The sequence below is a fragment of the Azospirillum sp. ST 5-10 genome (assembly GCF_051225715.1).
Taxonomy (GTDB): Bacteria; Pseudomonadota; Alphaproteobacteria; order Azospirillales; family Azospirillaceae; genus Azospirillum.
On record NZ_JBPJSP010000020.1, the window covers coordinates 106633 to 123850 of the forward strand.

The 17218-nt window shown below is 70.9% G+C and carries 20 protein-coding genes; 13 read left to right on the top strand and 7 right to left on the bottom strand.

Features of this window, described 5'->3' with window-relative positions; genetic code table 11:
- Positions 1-52: 52 nt before the first annotated feature.
- From ACSBPG_RS20865 to ACSBPG_RS20875, 3 genes are all read right to left on the bottom strand, one after another.
- A complete protein-coding gene (locus ACSBPG_RS20865) occupies positions 53-811 on the bottom strand; it encodes an AraC family transcriptional regulator (RefSeq protein WP_435539136.1) in 759 nt (252 codons plus the stop codon).
- Between the two features lie 259 nt (positions 812-1070).
- Entirely contained in the window at positions 1071-1370 is a 300-nt protein-coding gene (locus tag ACSBPG_RS20870; RefSeq protein WP_435539137.1) for a DUF1330 domain-containing protein, read from the bottom strand.
- Positions 1371-1438: 68 nt separating this feature from the next.
- Positions 1439-2686 carry an MFS transporter gene (locus ACSBPG_RS20875; protein WP_435539138.1) on the bottom strand — a complete coding sequence of 416 codons (1248 nt, stop codon included), beginning with the start codon at positions 2684-2686 and terminating at the stop codon, positions 1439-1441.
- Between the two features lie 357 nt (positions 2687-3043).
- On the opposite strand from ACSBPG_RS20875, the gene ACSBPG_RS20880 reads away from it, so the two are divergent.
- The 11 genes from ACSBPG_RS20880 to ACSBPG_RS20930 all read left to right on the top strand — a co-directional run bounded on the left by ACSBPG_RS20880 (position 3044) and on the right by ACSBPG_RS20930 (position 12310).
- Entirely contained in the window at positions 3044-3736 is a 693-nt protein-coding gene (locus tag ACSBPG_RS20880; protein WP_435539139.1) for a TetR/AcrR family transcriptional regulator, read from the top strand.
- A gap of 371 nt (positions 3737-4107) precedes the next feature.
- Positions 4108-4500: a cytochrome c maturation protein CcmE gene (locus tag ACSBPG_RS20885; RefSeq protein WP_435539140.1), complete on the top strand. Its 393-nt coding sequence runs from the start codon at positions 4108-4110 to the stop codon at positions 4498-4500.
- 8 nt (positions 4501-4508) lie between these two features.
- Entirely contained in the window at positions 4509-4649 is a 141-nt protein-coding gene (locus ACSBPG_RS20890) for a hypothetical protein (RefSeq protein ID WP_435539141.1), read from the top strand.
- A 19-nt stretch (positions 4650-4668) separates the two neighbouring features.
- Positions 4669-5163: a hypothetical protein gene (locus ACSBPG_RS20895; RefSeq protein ID WP_435539142.1), complete on the top strand. Its 495-nt coding sequence runs from the start codon at positions 4669-4671 to the stop codon at positions 5161-5163.
- 33 nt (positions 5164-5196) lie between these two features.
- Positions 5197-5616: a DUF1924 domain-containing protein gene (locus ACSBPG_RS20900; RefSeq protein ID WP_435539143.1), complete on the top strand. Its 420-nt coding sequence runs from the start codon at positions 5197-5199 to the stop codon at positions 5614-5616.
- A 13-nt stretch (positions 5617-5629) separates the two neighbouring features.
- Entirely contained in the window at positions 5630-6085 is a 456-nt protein-coding gene (locus tag ACSBPG_RS20905) for a cytochrome C (protein ID WP_435539144.1), read from the top strand.
- Between the two features lie 302 nt (positions 6086-6387).
- Positions 6388-7005, top strand: a complete 618-nt coding sequence (locus ACSBPG_RS20910) for a CoxG family protein (RefSeq protein WP_435539145.1) — start codon at positions 6388-6390, stop codon at positions 7003-7005.
- 35 nt (positions 7006-7040) lie between these two features.
- Positions 7041-8543, top strand: coding sequence for a CoA-acylating methylmalonate-semialdehyde dehydrogenase (locus ACSBPG_RS20915; protein ID WP_435539146.1), 1503 nt, complete (start codon positions 7041-7043; stop codon positions 8541-8543).
- 17 nt (positions 8544-8560) lie between these two features.
- On the top strand, positions 8561-9430 hold the full coding sequence (locus ACSBPG_RS20920) for an FAD binding domain-containing protein (RefSeq protein ID WP_435539147.1): 870 nt from the start codon (positions 8561-8563) through the stop codon (positions 9428-9430).
- A complete protein-coding gene (locus tag ACSBPG_RS20925) occupies positions 9427-9927 on the top strand; it encodes a (2Fe-2S)-binding protein (RefSeq protein WP_435539148.1) in 501 nt (166 codons plus the stop codon). Before ACSBPG_RS20920 ends, ACSBPG_RS20925 begins: the two co-directional genes overlap by 4 nt.
- Positions 9920-12310, top strand: coding sequence for a xanthine dehydrogenase family protein molybdopterin-binding subunit (locus ACSBPG_RS20930; RefSeq protein WP_435539149.1), 2391 nt, complete (start codon positions 9920-9922; stop codon positions 12308-12310). The genes ACSBPG_RS20925 and ACSBPG_RS20930 overlap by 8 nt, the downstream gene beginning before the upstream one ends.
- A gap of 91 nt (positions 12311-12401) precedes the next feature.
- Here ACSBPG_RS20930 and yghU read toward each other — a convergent pair whose 3' ends face one another.
- Both yghU and ACSBPG_RS20940 read right to left on the bottom strand, forming a co-directional pair.
- The gene (yghU, locus tag ACSBPG_RS20935) at positions 12402-13280 is read right to left on the bottom strand and encodes a glutathione-dependent disulfide-bond oxidoreductase (protein WP_435539150.1); all 879 of its coding nucleotides are present in this window, start codon (positions 13278-13280) and stop codon (positions 12402-12404) included.
- A gap of 23 nt (positions 13281-13303) precedes the next feature.
- Positions 13304-14008: a glutathione S-transferase family protein gene (locus ACSBPG_RS20940; protein WP_435539151.1), complete on the bottom strand. Its 705-nt coding sequence runs from the start codon at positions 14006-14008 to the stop codon at positions 13304-13306.
- A 76-nt stretch (positions 14009-14084) separates the two neighbouring features.
- On the opposite strand from ACSBPG_RS20940, the gene ACSBPG_RS20945 reads away from it, so the two are divergent.
- Entirely contained in the window at positions 14085-14762 is a 678-nt protein-coding gene (locus tag ACSBPG_RS20945) for a TetR/AcrR family transcriptional regulator (RefSeq protein WP_435539152.1), read from the top strand.
- Positions 14763-14955: 193 nt separating this feature from the next.
- On the top strand, positions 14956-15399 hold the full coding sequence (locus tag ACSBPG_RS20950) for a group III truncated hemoglobin (protein ID WP_435539153.1): 444 nt from the start codon (positions 14956-14958) through the stop codon (positions 15397-15399).
- A gap of 33 nt (positions 15400-15432) precedes the next feature.
- Here the strand turns inward: ACSBPG_RS20950 and ACSBPG_RS20955 are convergent, their stop codons facing one another.
- Positions 15433-15636 carry a hypothetical protein gene (locus tag ACSBPG_RS20955; protein ID WP_435539154.1) on the bottom strand — a complete coding sequence of 68 codons (204 nt, stop codon included), beginning with the start codon at positions 15634-15636 and terminating at the stop codon, positions 15433-15435.
- Between the two features lie 352 nt (positions 15637-15988).
- The gene (locus ACSBPG_RS20960; RefSeq protein WP_435539155.1) at positions 15989-17110 is read right to left on the bottom strand and encodes a class I SAM-dependent methyltransferase; all 1122 of its coding nucleotides are present in this window, start codon (positions 17108-17110) and stop codon (positions 15989-15991) included.
- Positions 17111-17218: the final 108 nt, after the last annotated feature.

Sequence of the window (17218 nt, forward strand, 5' to 3'; positions counted from 1 at the left end):
CCCGATTCCAGGTCGAGGATGCCATCGGATGCGGACGCGTTCTTGTCCCGCGCTACCGAGTTTTGGGCCCAGTCTCTCGATGCCGGCGTCGATAGGCGGCCGGCGTCAGCCCGGTGGCCCGCCGCATCGCGCGCGTCAGCGCGCTCTGGTCGGCGTATCCCACGCGGTAGGAGATCTCCGCGATCGCGTGATCCGACAGCGCCAGCCATTCGCACGCCCGCTTCAGGCGCCTCTCGGCGAGCCACGCGCGCGGGGTGGTGTCGAGTTCGGCGCGGAAGAGGGCGTGCAGTCGGCTGACGCTGACGCAGGCCCGCTCGGCCATCATCTCCGTCGTCCACGGCCGTCCCAGTTCGGGCTCGATCCCGGCCAGCAGGGGGGCGAGGCGGGACCGGGGCCGTGCCGGCTCGTGCACGAGGGCGTCGAGCAGCAGAGGCACCCAGAGGCGGACGTTGGTCGCCGACGCGCCGCCGTTACCGATCAGCAGGCCCATGTAGTCGATCAATCTGCTCGCCGCCGGGGTCAGCGGGACGAAGGGACGTCGGCTCAGCCGATCGCCGATCTCCGGCTCCAGCATGGCGGGGTCGAGATCGACGATGAGCGAGCGGTTCGGCCCGTCGCCGATCTGCGAGTGAGAGCGCCGCGGTTCGACGAAGGCCGCCCGGCACGGCCCGAGGCGGCTCCCCGTCCCGGCGATGTCGATCTCCAGGGCGCCGCTCAACGGCAGAACGAACTGAGCGAAATCGTGCCGATGGGCGCCTTGATCCGCTCCGTAACTGCGGACGTCGATGTTGATGTGCGGTGCTGCGAGCATTCCGAAGCAAAGCTGATGCCGGGGCCACAGGGCACGTGTCGCGCGCCCCGGGCCAACATAGCGGAGAACCCCGACGGGTTGAAGCCGTCCCGGACCCGGCCGCCGTCCTGCCGAGCGCCTGGCGACCTTCTCCGTCGGCCCGCCGGTCGAATCGGCCCGGCGGGCCACAGCGTCGGCGCCCCGGTGTCGCACCTCCCTCAGGGGGAGAGAAGCCCTGCGCGGCCCCGACGGGACCCGGCGGTTCGACGACGTGTCCGGGCTATCCCGCGGTCTCCAGGCCTTCGACGATGACGAGATGGAACTCCGCGGCGGCCTCGCGGTGGCGCCGCGCCGCCTGGTACTCGGGCGAGCGATAGCACGCCGTCGCGTCGTCCACCGAGGCGAACTCGATGATGACGCCGCGCGGCCGTTCGCTCCCTTCCAGCCAGTGCATCGCGCCGCCCCGCGCCAGCGGGATGCCGCCGTGCCGGGCGAAGGCCTCCCCCGCCCCCTTGGCGTACAGCGCGTACCGCTCGGGATCGTGAACCGTCACCTGGGCCACCCAGTACGCCTTGGGCATGGCACGTCTCCGTGATCAGAGTGGTCGGGCCCCGGCCCGAAGGCCGGAGCCACGTGTGGCGGGGGAGATCACGCCTCGGCGGCGCGGGTCCGGGTGCCGGCGTCGGCGGCGACCGGCCGCGCCGCGCCGGACGTCAGGGTCTCCGGCATGAAGAGCAGGATGATCACGCCGGTGAAGAAGACCACCGAACAGGCGCCGATGCCGAACCCCAGCCCGTAGGTCTTGGCCATGGCGCCGATGGTGACCGGGGTGACGACGGCGCCGAAGCCGCGCCCGATGTTGAAGGCGAAGCCGCTGCCCATGGCGCGGATGTGCTCGGGGAACAGCTCGGCGAAGTAGGAGCCGAACAGGCCGAACACGCCGCCGAAGCTGAGGCCCATGAGCGGGCTGAGCCAGAACAGGAAGACCGGGTCGGGCAGGAGCACGTAGAGGGGAACGATCACCGTGTCGGCCAGGAAGGCCAGCATCAGCGCCTTGCGCCGGCCGATCCGGTCGGCGATGACGGCGAAGAGGAAGTAGCCGATGAACGCGCCGGTGAAGATGACGATGCTGAAGACGCTCATGTATTCGATGCTGAGGCCGCGGACCTGCACGAGGTAGGTGGGAATCCAGGCGCTGACGCCCCAGAACCCGCCCATCTGGCAGGCCGCGGCGATGGTCGCGCAGATCGTCAGCTTGGCGATGCCGGGCTGGAAGAGTTCGCCCAGGCTGATCCGCGGCCGGTCCCCCCGGCTGTGGCGCCGGTCATCCGCCGGCACCACCAGCATGAACAGAATGCCGACGATGACGGCGGTGCTGGTCAGGGCGAAGATCATGCGCCAGCCCACCTCGGTCAGCAGGAAGCGGCCCATGGTGGAGGCCAGGATGCCGCCGAGGGCGAAGGTGCTGAGCATGAAGCTGGCGGCGCGCGCCCGGTAGCGGGGCGCCCAATGGTCGGCGATCAGGGCGACGATGGGGCCCCACAATCCGCCCATGCCGATGCCCTGCAGGAAGCGCAGCACCATCAGCTCTTCCCAGGAGCTGCACCAGTAGACCGCCAGGGTGAACAGGCCGAACTCGATCAGGGAGATGACGGCCGCGTTCTTGCGGCCGAAGTTCTCGGCGATCCAGCCGAACAGGATGCCGCCCAACGCCGTCCCGAGCATGGTGGCCGACGCCAGAAGACCCGCATCGGTCAGCGAGATGTTCAAGGAGGTGATGATCAGAGGCATGCAGATCGCCAGAATCTGCAGATCCAGGCTGTCGTACAAATAGGCCAGAAAGGTCATGATCAGGACCTTCCAGCGGTGCTGGCTTCCACTCGCACTCACCTGCATTTCATGGGTCTCCCCTGTGGGACGTGGCCTTTTGATTGTTCGGCACGAGCTCGTGCGGCGGCCGGCGCGGCGGTATCCCCGCCGGCCGGGCATCGCCGGGGCGTCAGCCAACCGGGGTGCCGCCAACCGGGTGGTTGACACACGGATTGAGAACGCGGAAAATCACTGCGCTCGTTCTTGAGCAGATGGTCAATTGTAGGGGGCCCGTTCCGCCACTGTCAACAGGGATGTGTGGCTGTCGAACGATTGGGGCGGCCAACGGCGTGGCGCTTCGGTGCCGCCGCGCCGCAGGTAGCGTTTGACGCCAACCGCGCCTTCCCCTAAAGCAGACCCCTGGACTCACAGCCACGCCAGGGCATGGTGCCGCCGCCCTCTTCCAAGTCTCCCGCCGACGCCCGCCGCTCCGGCACGCCGCGCCGTCGGCAGCGCCTGTCGATCGAGGAGCGGGAGCGTCAGATCGTCGACAGCGCCATCGAGTTCTTTTCCGAATTCGGCCTGGGCGGGCAGACGCGGGAGCTGGCCACGCGGATCGGCGTCAGCCATCCGCTGCTGTTCCACTATTTCCCCAGCAAGAAGGCGCTCATCGAGCGGGTCTACACCGAGGTCTATCTCGGACGCTGGAAGCCGGAATGGGAGCAATGGGTGCGCGACCGCGGCGAGTCCGTCGAGGCGCGGCTGACCCGGGTCTACATCGACTACGCCCATACCATCCTGACCAAGGAATGGGTGCGCATCTTGATCCATTCCGCCCTGGCCGACGGCTACATCACCGACAACTACCTGGCCCTCGTCGACCAGCGGCTGCTGCGCCCCATCATCAGCGAGGTGCGGACCGAGCTGGGCCTCGCCGACGATCGTGAACCCAGCGAGGCGGAGACGGAGCTGACCTGGGGCCTGCACGGCGGCATCTTCTACATCGGCGTGCGCCACTGGGTCTATGGCCACAAGTTCCCGGAGAATCTCGCCCAGGTCGTCACCGACCGCGTCCGGGCCTTCGTCCTCGCCACCCGCGAGGTCTTCCCCCGGGAGGCCGGCCGGCCGGCCGGCTGAGAGGCGCCAGCCGGCCCCCCGGCGCATCGTCGGGACGTGGTGCCCGGCGTTCGCGCGCGGCATCGCGCGGCTGCGGCGCCGGGGCGTGGACCGTCCGTCCGCCTCCGCCGGCGCGCCACGCCGGCCTTCAGCCGGGTGGCAAACCCGTTGCCCGCCAGACGCTCCGACTCCGCACCGTGCCCGAGCGGATCGCTCCCGGACGCCGGTGTCGGACGAGGAGCTGCGCCGGCTGGTCCGCCAGCACGCTGGCCCCTGGCGGCGGCGCGACCCTGAACGCCGGATGAACGCGCCATTCAGGGTCGGCTCAGCTCCCGTCTCCTAGAGTGCGGTCATCGGGCGCCGCTGGGCGCCACAGACCGGAGACACCAGCCATGCTGAAGACCCTTCCCCTCGCCGCGCTCGCGCTTGCGCTGGCCGCTGGCGCCGCCCAGGCCGGCGACCACCACCGCTCCCGCGTCGCCGCCGGCGCTCCGCAGCCGATCGCCGATGTGGCGGCCGCCGGCGCCGGCACCACCACCGGCACCGTCTCGAAGGTGGCGGCCACCTGGTTCACCATGAGCGACGGCCGCGACCAGATCGACGTCACCACCAAGGGCTTCCTGCCGGAAGGCCTGCAGCCGGGCCAGCAGGTCACGGTGACCGGCGGCGTGCGCCAGGGCGCCATCCGCGCCGGCCAGATCATCCGCGACGACGGCACCGCCTTCGGTTGCTGCGCCGACCGCCAGCGTCGTGAGGGCCGCGACCGCCACGACGACGGCGACTGAGGCGCACCATGCTCACGCGCATGCTGATCCACGGGCTGGCCGCCGCCGCGATCATCGCGGTCCTGGCGGCCGCCTATCAGGCGGGCGGCCGCGGCCTGTCCGGGCTGCCCGCCTTCGCCGCCGAGCGCGCCGCCGCCCACGGCGACTGATCCCCGAGGAGAGCCCGCCATGGCCGCCCGCAAGCCGACCGCCGCCGAGACGGCGTTCCTGCTGCTGTTCCACGCCACGCTGTCCGGCGCCTTCCTGGTCGCCTACCTGAGCGGCGACGAGGACACCTACCGCATGCACGTCTTCTCCGGCTACGCCGCACTGGCGGCGCTGGCGGTGCGCGCCATCGCCGGGTCGACGGCGGCCGAGGGCAGCCCGTTGCGCTTCCCCCGCCCGTCGGGCGCAGACTTGGGCCGCTGGGTGGTGCGGCTGGCCGCCGGCGACCCGCAGGCCCGCGCCGGGCGCAGCCCGCTGATCCCCTGGATGGCCGCGGCGCTGCTGATCGGCGTCGGCGCCACCGCCCTGTCCGGCGCCGTCGCCGACGTCCTCATCCTGGTGGAGGACCTGCACGAGGCGCTGGGCGAGGTCGCGCCGTGGATCGTCCTCGGCCACATCGCCCTGGTGCTCGCCCTGCACCGCCTGAAACGGCCCCGCCCGCTCGGTGCCGCCGCCTGACCCACAACGGCCCCCACAACGGACCCCTTTCCCATGAAGCGTCCCCTGACCCTCGCCGCGGCGACCGCGCTGGTCGCCGGCTCCGCCTTGGCCGCCGCCGGCCCGCGCGCCGCCCTGCTCGACACGCTGGCCACCCAGGCGGCCAAGGAGACGCCCGGCTTCGCCGGCTTCTCGGCCGAACGCGGGCGCGCGCTCTACCTCGGCCCGCACGCCGGCGGCAAGGCTGGGGCCAACGCCTGCGCGGTCTGCCACACGCCGACCCCGACCGCCACCGGCCGCCACTACAAGACCGGCCGCGACATCCCGCCGATGGCGGTGTCGGCCAACCCCGAGCGATTCACCGATCCGGCCGAGGTGGAAAAGCGCTTCGAGCGCGACTGCCCGAACGTCCTCGGCCGCGCCTGCACGGCGCAGGAGAAGGGCGACTTCATCACCTACCTGTCCGCCCAGTGAACGAGAGCCCGCCATGACCCACAGCATCGACCCGCGCGCCCTGCGCATCGTCGCGGCCGCCGTCCTCCTGCTCGCCGGCACCGCCGCGGCCACCACCGTCCTGGCCGACGAGATGGAGCGCGTGCCGCCCGTCGACCACGCCGCGACGAAGAAGGAATGCGGCGAATGCCACATGGCCTACCAGCCGGCGCTGCTGCCGGCCGCGTCGTGGAACCGCATCATGGACGGGCTGGCCGACCATTTCGGTGAGAAGGCCAGCCTGCCCGATGCGGTCGCCGCCGCCATCCGCGCCCATCTGACGCGCAACGCCGGGCGCGGCGACGGCCGGCTGCTGCGCATCACCGAGCAGCGCTGGTGGCTGCACGAGCACGACTTCCGCGCTGACGTCTGGAGCCGCAAGGAGGTCGGCTCCAAGGCCAACTGCGAGGCCTGCCACAGGCTGGCCAACCAGGGCGACTACGGTCACTGAGAGGCTGTCCGAGGAATTGGGACGGGGCTGCGAACCGCATGGGGTTTGCCGGAGGCCATTTCGCTTGAGGCACGCCGCCATGGTGACGGCCTCGCTCCGAGCATGGGGGCGCGCCTCGGCCCCGACGGGAGGAATGCAGCAGCGCGCGGCGCGCCAGCGATCCGCGCGGCCGACTATTGACCACATGGAAAATAGCTTGACGCCATATTGACCAACTGGTAAATACAGGCCGGCAAGCGAGGCCGCCCTTGAGAGCCGCCCCTGACGATCGGAGGACGCCGTTGGAACTCGCCGGTGAACAGATGATTGCCGCCCCGCGGCAGCGCGTGTGGGAGGCGCTGATCGATCCGCAGGTCATGCGGCGCTGCATTCCCGGATGCGAGGACGTGATCCGCCGCGGCGACACCGCGTTCGAGGCCCGCGTGCTGACCCGGGTCGGGCCGTTGCGCGCCCGCTTCTCCGGCCGGGTCGACCTGTGCGAGATCGATGCGCCGGCGGGCTGCACCCTGAAGTTCGAGGGCGGTGCCGGAGCGGTGGGCATGGCCACCGGCCAGTCCCGCGTGACGTTGCAGGAGGTGACCGGCGGCACCCTGCTGCGCTACGCCACCGAAGCGGCGATCGGCGGCAAGCTGAACCAGATCGGCGGCCGCCTGATCGACGCGTCGGCCCGGAAGATGGCCGACGACTTCTTCCGCGCCTTCAACGACCAGCTCGCCGGGGACCAGCTCGCCGGGGACCCGCTCCCCGACCCGTCGCCCACCGCCCCGCCCGGCCCTGCCGCGGCGCCATCGCCGGTGGCGGCCCCGCCCGGCCCCGCGGCCGCCGCCGTCGCCGGCTGGACCGCCGAGCTGCAGCGTCTCCTCTGGCTGGCCACCGGGGCGCTTTTCGGCGGTGCCGTCGGCTACCTCCTGCACATCTGAGACGCACCGTCCGTCCAACGCGAAAAGGAACGAGGATGACGACCGACGACGCGCTGCCGCACTGGATCGGCGGCCATGACCACCATGGCGCCGGCGACCGCCGCGGCAACGTCTTCAACCCGGCCACCGGCGCCGTCGTGCGCCAGGTCCGTTTCGCCGACGCCGCCGAGGTGGACGCCGCCGTGAAGGCGGCCAAGGACGCCCTGCCGGCCTGGCGGGAGGCGACGCCGCTGCGGCGCTCGCGCATCCTGCAGGCCTATCTCGAACTGCTCCGCCGCAACGAGCGCGAGCTGGCGGCCGTCGCCTCGCAGGAGCACGGCAAGACGCTGGACGACGCCCTGGGGTCGGTGCGCCGCGGGATCGAGGTGCTCGAGTTCGCCTGCGGCATCCCCCACCTGCTGAAGGGCGAGCACGCCGCCAACGTGGGCAGCGGCGTCGACGCCTACACCCTGCGCCAGCCGGTGGGTGTGTGCGTCGGCATCACGCCCTTCAACTTCCCGGCCATGGTGCCGATGTGGATGTTCCCGGTGGCCATCGCCTGCGGCAACACCTTCGTGCTGAAGCCCTCGGAGAAGGTGCCGTCGTGCAGCCTCATGCTGGCGCGCCTGGCCTCCGAGGCCGGCCTGCCGGACGGCGTGCTGAACGTGGTTCATGGCGACCGCGCGGCGGTGGACGCCCTGCTGACCCATCCGGACGTGGCCGCCGTGTCCTTCGTCGGCTCGACCCCCGTCGCCCGCCGGATCTACGAGACCTGCGCCCACAACGGCAAGCGCGTGCAGGCGCTGGGCGGTGCCAAGAACCATGCCGTCGTCATGCCCGACGCCGACCTGGACTTCACCACCGAGGCGCTGATCGGCGCCGCCTTCGGCTCGGCCGGCGAGCGCTGCATGGCGATCTCCGTGGCGGTGGCGGTGGGCGACGTGGGCGACGCCCTGGTCGAACGGCTGGCGGCCCGCGCCCGCACCCTCACGACCGGTCCCGGCGACGCGCCGGGTGTGGAGATGGGACCGCTGGTCACCGCCGAGCATCGCGACCGGGTGCGCGGCTACATCGACGCCGGTGAGCGCGAGGGTGCCGCCCTCGTGGTGGACGGCCGCACCGTCGAGGTGCCGGGGCATGGCGGCGGCTTCTTCGTCGGGCCGACGCTGTTCGACCGCGTTGACCGCTCGATGACCATCTACCGCGACGAGATCTTCGGCCCGGTGCTGTCGGTGGTGCGCGTGCCCACGCCGGAGGCGGCGATCGCCCTCGTCAACGAGAGCGCCTTCGCCAACGGCACGGCCATCTTCACCCAGTCCGGCGCGGCGGCCCGCCTGTTCGAGGAGACCGTCGAGGTCGGCATGGTCGGCATCAACGTGCCCATTCCCGTCCCCATGGCCTTCTTCTCGTTCGGCGGCTGGAAGGGGTCGCTGTTCGGCGACCTGCACGTCCACGGCACCGAGGGCATCAAGTTCTACACGCGGACCAAGGCCGTCACCGCGCGCTGGCGGCTCCCCCGGGTCGCCGCCCCCGCCCTCGTCATGCCCACCCTGGGCTGAGACGGAGGACGTCCGCCATGAAGGCGCCCCCCTTCGCGTACGAGCGCGTGAGCAGCGTCGCCGCCGCCTCGGCGTTGCTGCGCCGGCACGGCGACGCCGCGCGGCTGATGGCGGGGGGGCAGACCCTGCTGGCCACCCTCGGGATGCGGCTGTCCGAGCCGTCGCTGGTGATCGACATCGGCGGCATCGCCGAGCTGCGGGGCATCGCGGTGACGGACCGCCACCTGCGCATCGGCGCCCTGGCCCGCCACGTCGACGTCGAGCGCTCCGCCGAGGTCGCCCGCACCCTGCCGCTCCTGTCCCTGGCGGCACCGCACGTCGCCCACGCCGCCATCCGCAACCGCGGCACCTTCGGCGGCTCCATCGCGCTGGCCGATCCGGCGGCGGAATGGCCGGCCTGCGCCGTGGCGGCGGACGGCGAGGTGGTGGTGAGCGATGGCGCGGCCAGCCGCACGGTCCGGGCCGCCGACTTCTTCCGCGGCCTGTACCAGACCGACCTGCGCCCGCACGAGCTCGTCACCGCGGTGCAGTTCCCCCTGCCCGGGCCCCGGCGGCGCTTCGCCTTCGCCGAGCTGGCCCGGCGCCATGGCGACTACGCCACGGTGGGGCTGGCCCTGGCCGGGGACGTGGTCGAGGGCCGGCTGGACGATCTCAGGATCGTCTGCTTCGGGGTCGCCGCAACGCCGGTGCGGGCCAGAGCGGCGGAAGCGGCCCTGGCCGGCAGCCGGGGCGAGCCCGACGCCGTCGACCGCGCGGTCGGGCGCCTCGGCGAGGACCTCGCCCCCGACGGCGACCTCTACGCCAGCGCCGCCACCAAGCTTCACCTCGCCGGCGTCCTGCTGCGCCGCGAGATCCGGGCCCTCGTCACCGGGGAAGGACAGCCATGACCGACAGGATCCTGGTCAGCGTGACCGTCAACGGCGTGGTGCAGGAGCGCTGGGTCGAGCCGCGCCTGCATCTCGGCGACTTCCTGCGCGAGGAGCTGGGCCTCAAGGGCACGCATCTCGGCTGCGAGCACGGGGTGTGCGGCGCGTGCACCGTGCTTCTCGACGGTGCGCTCGTGCGCTCGTGCCTGACGCTCGCCGTGCAGGCGGACGGCGCCATGGTGGACACCATCGAGGGCCGCTCGGAGAGCGGGGAGATCCGCGACCTCCAGGACGCCTTCCACGAGCGCAACGCGCTGCAGTGCGGCTTCTGCACGCCGGGCCTCCTGCTGACGGCCGACGCCCTGCTCCGGGACGAGCCCGACGCCGGCCGCGCGCGCATCCGCGAGGGGATCTCCGGCAACTACTGCCGCTGCACCGGCTACCACGCCATCGTCGACGCCATCGAGGCGGTGGGGCGGACCCGCCGGCCCGGCTGCCAGGGACACGGCCATGAATAGCATCGCCCCCCGCGCCCCCGTCACCAGCGAGACCGTCGTCGGCCGCGGCGTGCCGCGCCCGAACGCCCGCCGGCTGCTGCAGGGGCGCGGCACCTACGTGGACGACGTGGTCCTGCCGCGCATGGTCCACGTGGCCTATCTGCGCAGCCCGCACGCCCACGCCCGCATCCTCCGCGTCGACGCCGCCGCGGCCCTGGACATGCCGGGGGTGGTGGCCGTCGTCGACGGCCGCCAACTGGCGGAAGTCTGCGCCCCCTTCGTGGGCACCCTGTCCCACCTCGCCGGGATGCGGTCGCCGCCGCAGCACGCGCTGGCGGTCGACCGCGCGTGCTGGCAGGGGGAGGCGGTGCTGGCGGTGGTGGCCGAGACGCGCGCCCGGGCCGAGGACGCCATGCAGGCGATCGCGGTGGAGTGGCAGGTGCTTCCAGCGGTGACCCGCATGGACACCGCCCTGGACCCCGGCACCCCGGTGATCCATCCCGAACTGGGCGACAATCTCTGCTTCCACCGCGAGATCGACACCGGCGGGGTGGACGCCGCCTTCGCCGCGGCGGACGTCGTCGTGGAGGAGACCTACGAGTTCGGCCGGCACACCGGCGTCACCCTGGAACCCCGCTCCGTCCTGGCGGCCTTCGACCCGGCCGAGCGGCGCCTGACCGTCCACCATTCCCACCAGGCCCCGCACATGATGGGCGACCTGTACGCGCGGCTGCTGGGTCTGGCGGAAGCGGACGTGCGGGTGATCTGCCGGGACGTGGGCGGCTCGTTCGGCATCAAGGTGCACGCCTACGCCGACGATTTCGCCACCGTCGCCCTGTCGGTGCTGCTGGAACGGCCGGTCAAGTACGTGGCCGACCGCCTGGAATCCTTCGTCACGGACATCCACGCCCGCGAGAACCGCGTCCGGGCGCGCCTGGCGCTCACCCGCGACGGCCGCATGCTCGCCTTCGACATCGCCGACCTGTCCGGCATCGGTCCCTATTCCATGTTCCCCCGCACCAGCGCCGTCGAGGGCAACCAGGTGATCAACCTGTGCGGCGGCCCCTACGCGCATCCCCATTACCGCGCCAGCCTCGACGTCGTGTTCCAGAACAAGGTGCAGACGAGCCAGTACCGCGGCGTCGGCCACCCGGTCGCCTGCGCCGTCACCGAGGGGATCGTCGACCTCGCCGCGGCGACGCTGGGGCTCGATCCGCTGGAGCTGCGCCGGCGCAACGTCATGGCCGACGACAGCTATCCCCGCACCGGCGCGTCCGGCATCGTGCTGGAGGGGCTGTCCCACCAGCGCTGCCTCGACCGGCTGGCGGAGATGGTGGACTTCGCCACCCTGCGGCGCGAGCAGGCCGCGCTGCGCGCCAGGGGCATCCACCGCGGCATCGGCATCGCCGTGCTGATCGAGCTGACCAATCCCGGCGCCGCCTTCTACGGGACCGGCGGTGCCCGCATCGCCTCGCAGGACGGCGCCACCGTCCGCCTCGACCCGACGGGCACCGTCCACTGCGCCAGCGGCGTCGGCGAGCAGGGCCAGGGCACCGAGACCATCTTCGCGCAGATCGTCGCCGATGCGGTGGGCGTGCCGATGGAGCGGGTGCGGGTGCTGACCGGCGACACCGCCGCCACCCCCTACGGCGGCGGCACCTGGGCGTCGCGCGGCGCCGGTATCGGCGGCGAGGCGGTCCTCCAGGCGGCCCGGCAGCTGCGCGCCAACATCCTGGAGTTCGCCGCCGTCCATCTCGATCTGCCGGCGGAACGGCTCGACGTCGCCGGCGGCGCGGTGATCGACAAGGCCGAAGGGGTTCCCCTCGTCGACCTGGCCGAGCTGGGCCGGCTGGCCCATTTCCGTCCCGACCTGCTGCCCAAGGGCTTCCAGCCGGAACTGGTGGTGACGCGCCACTACGCGCAGCGCGACTATCCCTTCATCTTCACCAACGGCGTCCAGGTCTCGCACGTCGAGGTGGACGTGGAGACCGGCGTCGTGAAACTGCTCAAGCACTGGGTGGTCGAGGACTGCGGCCGGGTGCTCAACCCCCTGCTGGTCGACGAGCAGATCCGCGGCGCCGTCGTGCAGGGCCTGGGCGGCGTCCTCTTCGAGGAATGCCTGTACGACGAGCACGGCCTGCTGCGCAACGGCAGCATGGCCGACTACCTCGTCCCCATGGCCGGCGAGATGCCGGACATCGAGGTGGCCCACGTCGAGACGCCGACGCGGTCGTCCGACCTGGGCGCCAAGGGCGCCGGCGAGGCCGGCACGGCCGGGGCGCCGGCGGCGGTGATGAACGCCATCAACGACGCGTTGCGTCCCTTCTCGGTCCGCCTCACCGCGCAGCCGATCACGCCGGAGAAGATCCTGCGCGCCCTGCACCCCCACCTGGCCGGCCGGTGATCGGCGGCGGGGCGCATGGCGCCCCGCCCCGTCCGCGGTCGATCCGCGCCCGCCGCGCCGGAGCGGGCGGGGCGGCACCGGCCGCCGACGGTCACGTCTGCGGTGCGGCGATCTTGTCCTGCGTCCTGGTGTCGAAGTCGCCGGCGTCGTGGCGCTCGTGGAGCTGGCTGGACGGCTCGCCGAAGGTGCGGTTGACCTTGCGTCCGCGCGCCACGGCGGGGCGGGCGAAGATCTGGTCGGCCCAGCGGACGACGTTCCGGTAGTCCTGGACGGCCAGGAACTCGGCGGCGCCGTACAGCCAGCCCTTCACCAGGCCGCCGTACCACGGCCAGATCGCCATGTCGGCGATCGTGTACTCGTCGCCGGCGACGAATTCGTTGTCGGCCAGCCGGCGGTCGAGCACGTCGAGCTGTCGCTTGGCCTCCATCGCGTAACGGTTGATCGGGTATTCGAGCTTGACCGGCGCATAGGCGTAGAAATGGCCGAAGCCGCCGCCGAGGAAGGGCGCGGACCCCATCTGCCAGAACAGCCAGGAGAGCGCCTCGGCGCGGGCCGGCTGCGCCGTCGGCAGGAACGCGCCGAACTTCTCCGCGAGATACATGAGGATGGCGCCGGATTCGAAGACGCGGACCGGTGCGGGGCCGCTGCGGTCCATCAGCGCCGGGATCTTCGAGTTGGGGTTGACCTCGACGAAGCCGGAGCCGAACTGGTCGCCGTCGCCGATCCGGATCAGCCAGGCGTCGTACTCGGCGCCCGCATGGCCGAGCGCGAGCAGCTCCTCGAGCATGATGGTGACCTTCTGGCCGTTCGGCGTGCCCATCGAATAGAGCTGCAGCGGATGCTTGCCGACGGGCAGCTCCTTCTCGTGGGTGGCGCCGGCGACCGGCCGGTTGATGTTGGCGAACTGGCCGCCGCTGGCCTTGTCCCAGGTCCAGACCTTCGGCGGGGTGTATTCGGCAGTGTCGGTCATGATGGGTGCTCCAAAGCTCCGGCTCAGGCCGCGGGAGGGTAGTTGGACGGAAACAGCGCGCGCTTGGTTTCCTCGTCGTTGACCCGCTTGAAGGCGTGGTCCTCGCCGACCTTCCGCGCCCGGGCGGCGGCGGGCCGGGCGTCGACGGTCTCGAAGAGGCGCTTGAGGTTGGGGAACGGCGCCAGCGGGTCGTCGGTGCCCTTGCGCACGCGCGACGCGCGGTCGAGCCAGCCCCACGCCGAGATGTCGGCGATCGTGTAGCGGTCGCCGACGATGTGGCTCCGCCCCTCCAGGTGGTCGTTCAGGACCTGGTAGTGGCGTTCCGCTTCGCGCCGATAGCGGTTCACCGCGTAGTCCAGCCCTTCGGGCGCGGCGAACTGGAAATGCACGGCCTGCCCGGAGAACGGGCCGAGGCCGGAGGCGATGAACAGCAGCCAGGACAGCAGCTCCGGCCGGTCCTCGGGCGCGCCGAGGAACGTTCCGGTCTTCTCGGCGAGGTAGATCAGGATGGCGGTGGAGTCGAAGACGCGCGTCTCCTTGCCGCCGGGCCCGTCGCTGTCGACGATGGCCGGGACCTTGCCGTTCGGGTTGACCGCCCGGAAGGACGGCGTGTGCTGCTCGCCCTTGCTCGTGTCGATCGGCACCGTCTCGTAGGACAGCCCCGTCTCCTCGAGGAGGAGCGCGACCTTCGCCGGGTTGGGCGTGGGATGGAAATAGAAGCGGATCAAGGGATGTTGCCTCCGGTTGGCGTCGCCCCGCGGGGCGGAGAGAGGGCACCTTGCGTTTTGGTTCGATCGTTCTAGAATGCATGGCGACGCCGCTGATGGCAAGATGGTGTCGGTGCGGGGATCGGTGGGCTGGGGGATGGCGAGGCCGCGGCAATTCGACGAGGACGCCGTGCTCGACGCGGCGGTGCAGTGCTTCTGGAGCCGCGGCTACGAGGCGACGTCGGTGCGCGACCTGCTGGACAGCACCGGCCTGACCGGCGCGAGCCTCTACAACGCGTTCGGCGACAAGCGCGCCTTCTACCGGCGGGCGCTCGATCACTACGTGGAGCGGAGCATCGCGGCGCGCGTCCGCCGGTGCGAGGCGATGGCGCCGCGCGAGGCGATCGCCGCCTTCTTCGGCGACATCCTCACGCGCTCGCTGGTCGACCGTGAGCACAGGGGCTGCATGCTGGTGAACGCCGCGCTCGACGTGGTGCCCCATGACCGGGAGTTCCAGGACGCCGTCGCCGGCGTGCTCGTCCGGATCGAGGCGTTCTTCCACCGCTGCGTCAGCCGGGGGCAGGCGGACGGCACGATCACCTCCCCCCTGCCGGCCGAGGACCTCGCCAGGCACCTGCTCGGCGTCCTCATTGGGGTCCGGGTGCTGGCGCGTGTGCGCCCCGAGCGCGCGCTCCTCGAGGGAGTCGTCGGGCCGGCGCTCGCTCTGCTCGATTCGCCGGGGCCCGCCGCGGCGCGGCCGCCCGACCAGCCGTGACCGGCACCGTCGGCGGGACCTTGTGCGCCAGGGGGAAGACATGGGACGGGATCGCCGACAGCGCGACGCGGCCCGGCAGCCTTCCGCTGGGCGCAGGGCAGACCGCCGGGCCGGATTCGCCGTTTTCCGATGGCGGGCGCGATCCCACATGATGCAGGAGAAGAGCCGCACGACGAGAGGATCCGCACCACCCATGAGCACCGACCGCACCGACGCTTCCGCCCGGCCCAGCCTGCGCGACATCACCGTCGCCGAGCGGGTCGCGGCGACCGGCATCGACGAGGCGATGATCGAGCGGCTGGTCCGCGCCTTCTACGGCAAGATCCGCGACGACGCGGTGCTCGGCCCCATCTTCGCCGCCGAGATCACGGACTGGGAGCCGCACCTGCGCAAGATGATGGACTTCTGGTCCTCGGTGGCGCTCCTCACCGGGCGCTACGACGGGCGTCCCATGCCGGTCCACGCCCGCCTCGACGTCGGCGCGGCCGAGTTCGAGCGCTGGCTGGCCCTGTTCGCCGAGACCACGGCGGAGGTCTGCACGCCCCAGGCCGCCCGCTTCTTCATGGACCGCGCTCACAACATCGCCCGCAGCCTGCTGATGGGCATCCAGTACGTGCAGGGGATGGCGCGGGCGTAAGCGACGGCGCGCGCCGGATCAGGGGAACGCGGGTCAGGGGAACGGTGCCGGCGGCGCCGTCAGCGAGGCCGTCAGCAGAAGGCTGCCGACCGCCAGGAGAACGCCGCCCGCGACGAGCGCCAGCCCGCTTTCCACGACGCCGACCCAGCGCGCGTCGCCGGCGGCGGCCGCCAGGGCGACGCGGCGCGACGCGGTCGCCAGCACCGCCAGGACGGACACGGTCAGCGCCGTCGCCATGGTGCAGCGGGCGATCGCAAGCGGGGTGCCTTTCGCCTGGGTGGCGGCCGACGCCGTCTACGGGGTCGGCGCGGTGAAGATGGCGCTGCGCCGGGCGGGCAAGGGCTACGTGCTCGGTGTTACCGGCGCGGCCCAGTTCAACTCCTGGGACAAGCCGCGTGCGGTGGCCGGCACGGCCGAGACGATCGCGAACAGCTTGCCCGAGGGCGACTGGCTTCGCCTCTCGGTCGGTGAGGGCACATTCTCTTGCCGGTCGTGGTGGCCCGGGCGTGCCGGAGTGGCGGCAGGATGGCGCCCCCCTACCCGGCGCTCGCCGAACCCTGCCGAGCGCCGGCTCCACGATGCAAAACCGTCACACTATGACGATGGCAGCTTGTTTTCCAAAGGCATTGACGGCGATATAGCGGTAGGTGAGGTTCTTATTTTCAGAAAATTGCTGGAATGCTCGCATTTCGTGATCTCGCCAGCCATGGTACCCGAAGTACTCATCGAACACTATGACGGTTCCTCGCGCGATCCGGTCCGAGAGTGCGGTAAGCACATAATGCGTTGAGCTGTACAGATCGCAGTCTATGTGCAGGAAGCGCACCACGGATTCCATTCCACGTAAAAATTTCGGGACAGTGTCTTCGAAGAGACCAACGTGCAATGCGACATTCTCGCCAACGGCGTCGGGAACCTGTCCGTGGGTCGTGTATTTCTCACGGCTATCATGAATGGTCCAATTCTCAGGAAGTCCCTCGAAGCTGTCGAAGCCATGGATTTTCGCATCGGCACACCGTCTTGCCAAGTACCTCAGGCTGACGCCACGATAGACGCCGAATTCACACCACACTCCATCCTGCAGTCCCGAACAACGAGCTGCGTTCAAGGCGCTGTCAAATACTTTCCAACGTTCGCCGAAAATCTCGACATCCGGGGCATGTCCGGCAATGATATTGTTGATGATATAGTCATGGCTGTCGCGAATTGCCAGCGCCTCGTACACAAAATCGCCGTCAACTTTCATTGTCCGGGCATAGAGTCGCTCCGCATGCTCGAAGCACCCGGACAAACGGTACAGAAAAGCGAGATCCAGAAGGATTTTCGTCGTGTTGAAATTAGACTCCGCATCCTTAAGAGCGCGCTCCAATTCTTCGATCGTCGCAGCGACCCGGTCCCTCGAAAAGGTCAACGCGGCGAGATTGGCACGGCAACCGGCCAAAGACGGTTTGCGTGACAGGGCATGACGATACAGGCGGGCGCCCTCGTCGACGTTGTCGTCATCGACCTCCGTGGTGGCAAGATCGTTCATGGCGCGGACGTCGTCCGGGTTGTTTCGCAAATGGCGGCGGAACGCGTCCTTTGCCGCCGCGTATTTCTTCTGCCGCTGAAGGGACGAGGCAAACCCATAGAGCCTATTCCAGTAGGGATCCGGTTTCGCCTGCTCTGTTGAACGTCCAGTGCATTGCGGCCCGGAGGTTTCAATGGGCAAGTTGGTTCAAGACGACGGCTGGCGGTTGCCTGGTGAGTTGTGGGAACGCATGGAGCCGCTGCTTCCGGAGCGCCCGGCGCACCCGCTGGGCTGCCATAACCCGCGGGT

What these genes read in the sequence shown, in the direction of transcription:
- ACSBPG_RS20865 (WP_435539136.1), bottom strand. Translation starts at nt 811, where the DNA reads ATGCTCGCAGCACCGCACATCAACATCGACGTCCGCAGTTACGGAGCG.
- ACSBPG_RS20870 (WP_435539137.1), bottom strand. Translation starts at nt 1,370, where the DNA reads ATGCCCAAGGCGTACTGGGTGGCCCAGGTGACGGTTCACGATCCCGAG.
- ACSBPG_RS20875 (WP_435539138.1), bottom strand. Translation starts at nt 2,686, where the DNA reads ATGCAGGTGAGTGCGAGTGGAAGCCAGCACCGCTGGAAGGTCCTGATC.
- ACSBPG_RS20880 (WP_435539139.1), top strand. Translation starts at nt 3,044, where the DNA reads ATGGTGCCGCCGCCCTCTTCCAAGTCTCCCGCCGACGCCCGCCGCTCC.
- ACSBPG_RS20885 (WP_435539140.1), top strand. Translation starts at nt 4,108, where the DNA reads ATGCTGAAGACCCTTCCCCTCGCCGCGCTCGCGCTTGCGCTGGCCGCT.
- ACSBPG_RS20890 (WP_435539141.1), top strand. Translation starts at nt 4,509, where the DNA reads ATGCTCACGCGCATGCTGATCCACGGGCTGGCCGCCGCCGCGATCATC.
- ACSBPG_RS20895 (WP_435539142.1), top strand. Translation starts at nt 4,669, where the DNA reads ATGGCCGCCCGCAAGCCGACCGCCGCCGAGACGGCGTTCCTGCTGCTG.
- ACSBPG_RS20900 (WP_435539143.1), top strand. Translation starts at nt 5,197, where the DNA reads ATGAAGCGTCCCCTGACCCTCGCCGCGGCGACCGCGCTGGTCGCCGGC.
- ACSBPG_RS20905 (WP_435539144.1), top strand. Translation starts at nt 5,630, where the DNA reads ATGACCCACAGCATCGACCCGCGCGCCCTGCGCATCGTCGCGGCCGCC.
- ACSBPG_RS20910 (WP_435539145.1), top strand. Translation starts at nt 6,388, where the DNA reads ATGATTGCCGCCCCGCGGCAGCGCGTGTGGGAGGCGCTGATCGATCCG.
- ACSBPG_RS20915 (WP_435539146.1), top strand. Translation starts at nt 7,041, where the DNA reads ATGACGACCGACGACGCGCTGCCGCACTGGATCGGCGGCCATGACCAC.
- ACSBPG_RS20920 (WP_435539147.1), top strand. Translation starts at nt 8,561, where the DNA reads ATGAAGGCGCCCCCCTTCGCGTACGAGCGCGTGAGCAGCGTCGCCGCC.
- ACSBPG_RS20925 (WP_435539148.1), top strand. Translation starts at nt 9,427, where the DNA reads ATGACCGACAGGATCCTGGTCAGCGTGACCGTCAACGGCGTGGTGCAG.
- ACSBPG_RS20930 (WP_435539149.1), top strand. Translation starts at nt 9,920, where the DNA reads ATGAATAGCATCGCCCCCCGCGCCCCCGTCACCAGCGAGACCGTCGTC.
- yghU (WP_435539150.1), bottom strand. Translation starts at nt 13,280, where the DNA reads ATGACCGACACTGCCGAATACACCCCGCCGAAGGTCTGGACCTGGGAC.
- ACSBPG_RS20945 (WP_435539152.1), top strand. Translation starts at nt 14,085, where the DNA reads ATGCATGGCGACGCCGCTGATGGCAAGATGGTGTCGGTGCGGGGATCG.
- ACSBPG_RS20950 (WP_435539153.1), top strand. Translation starts at nt 14,956, where the DNA reads ATGAGCACCGACCGCACCGACGCTTCCGCCCGGCCCAGCCTGCGCGAC.
- ACSBPG_RS20955 (WP_435539154.1), bottom strand. Translation starts at nt 15,636, where the DNA reads ATGGCGACGGCGCTGACCGTGTCCGTCCTGGCGGTGCTGGCGACCGCG.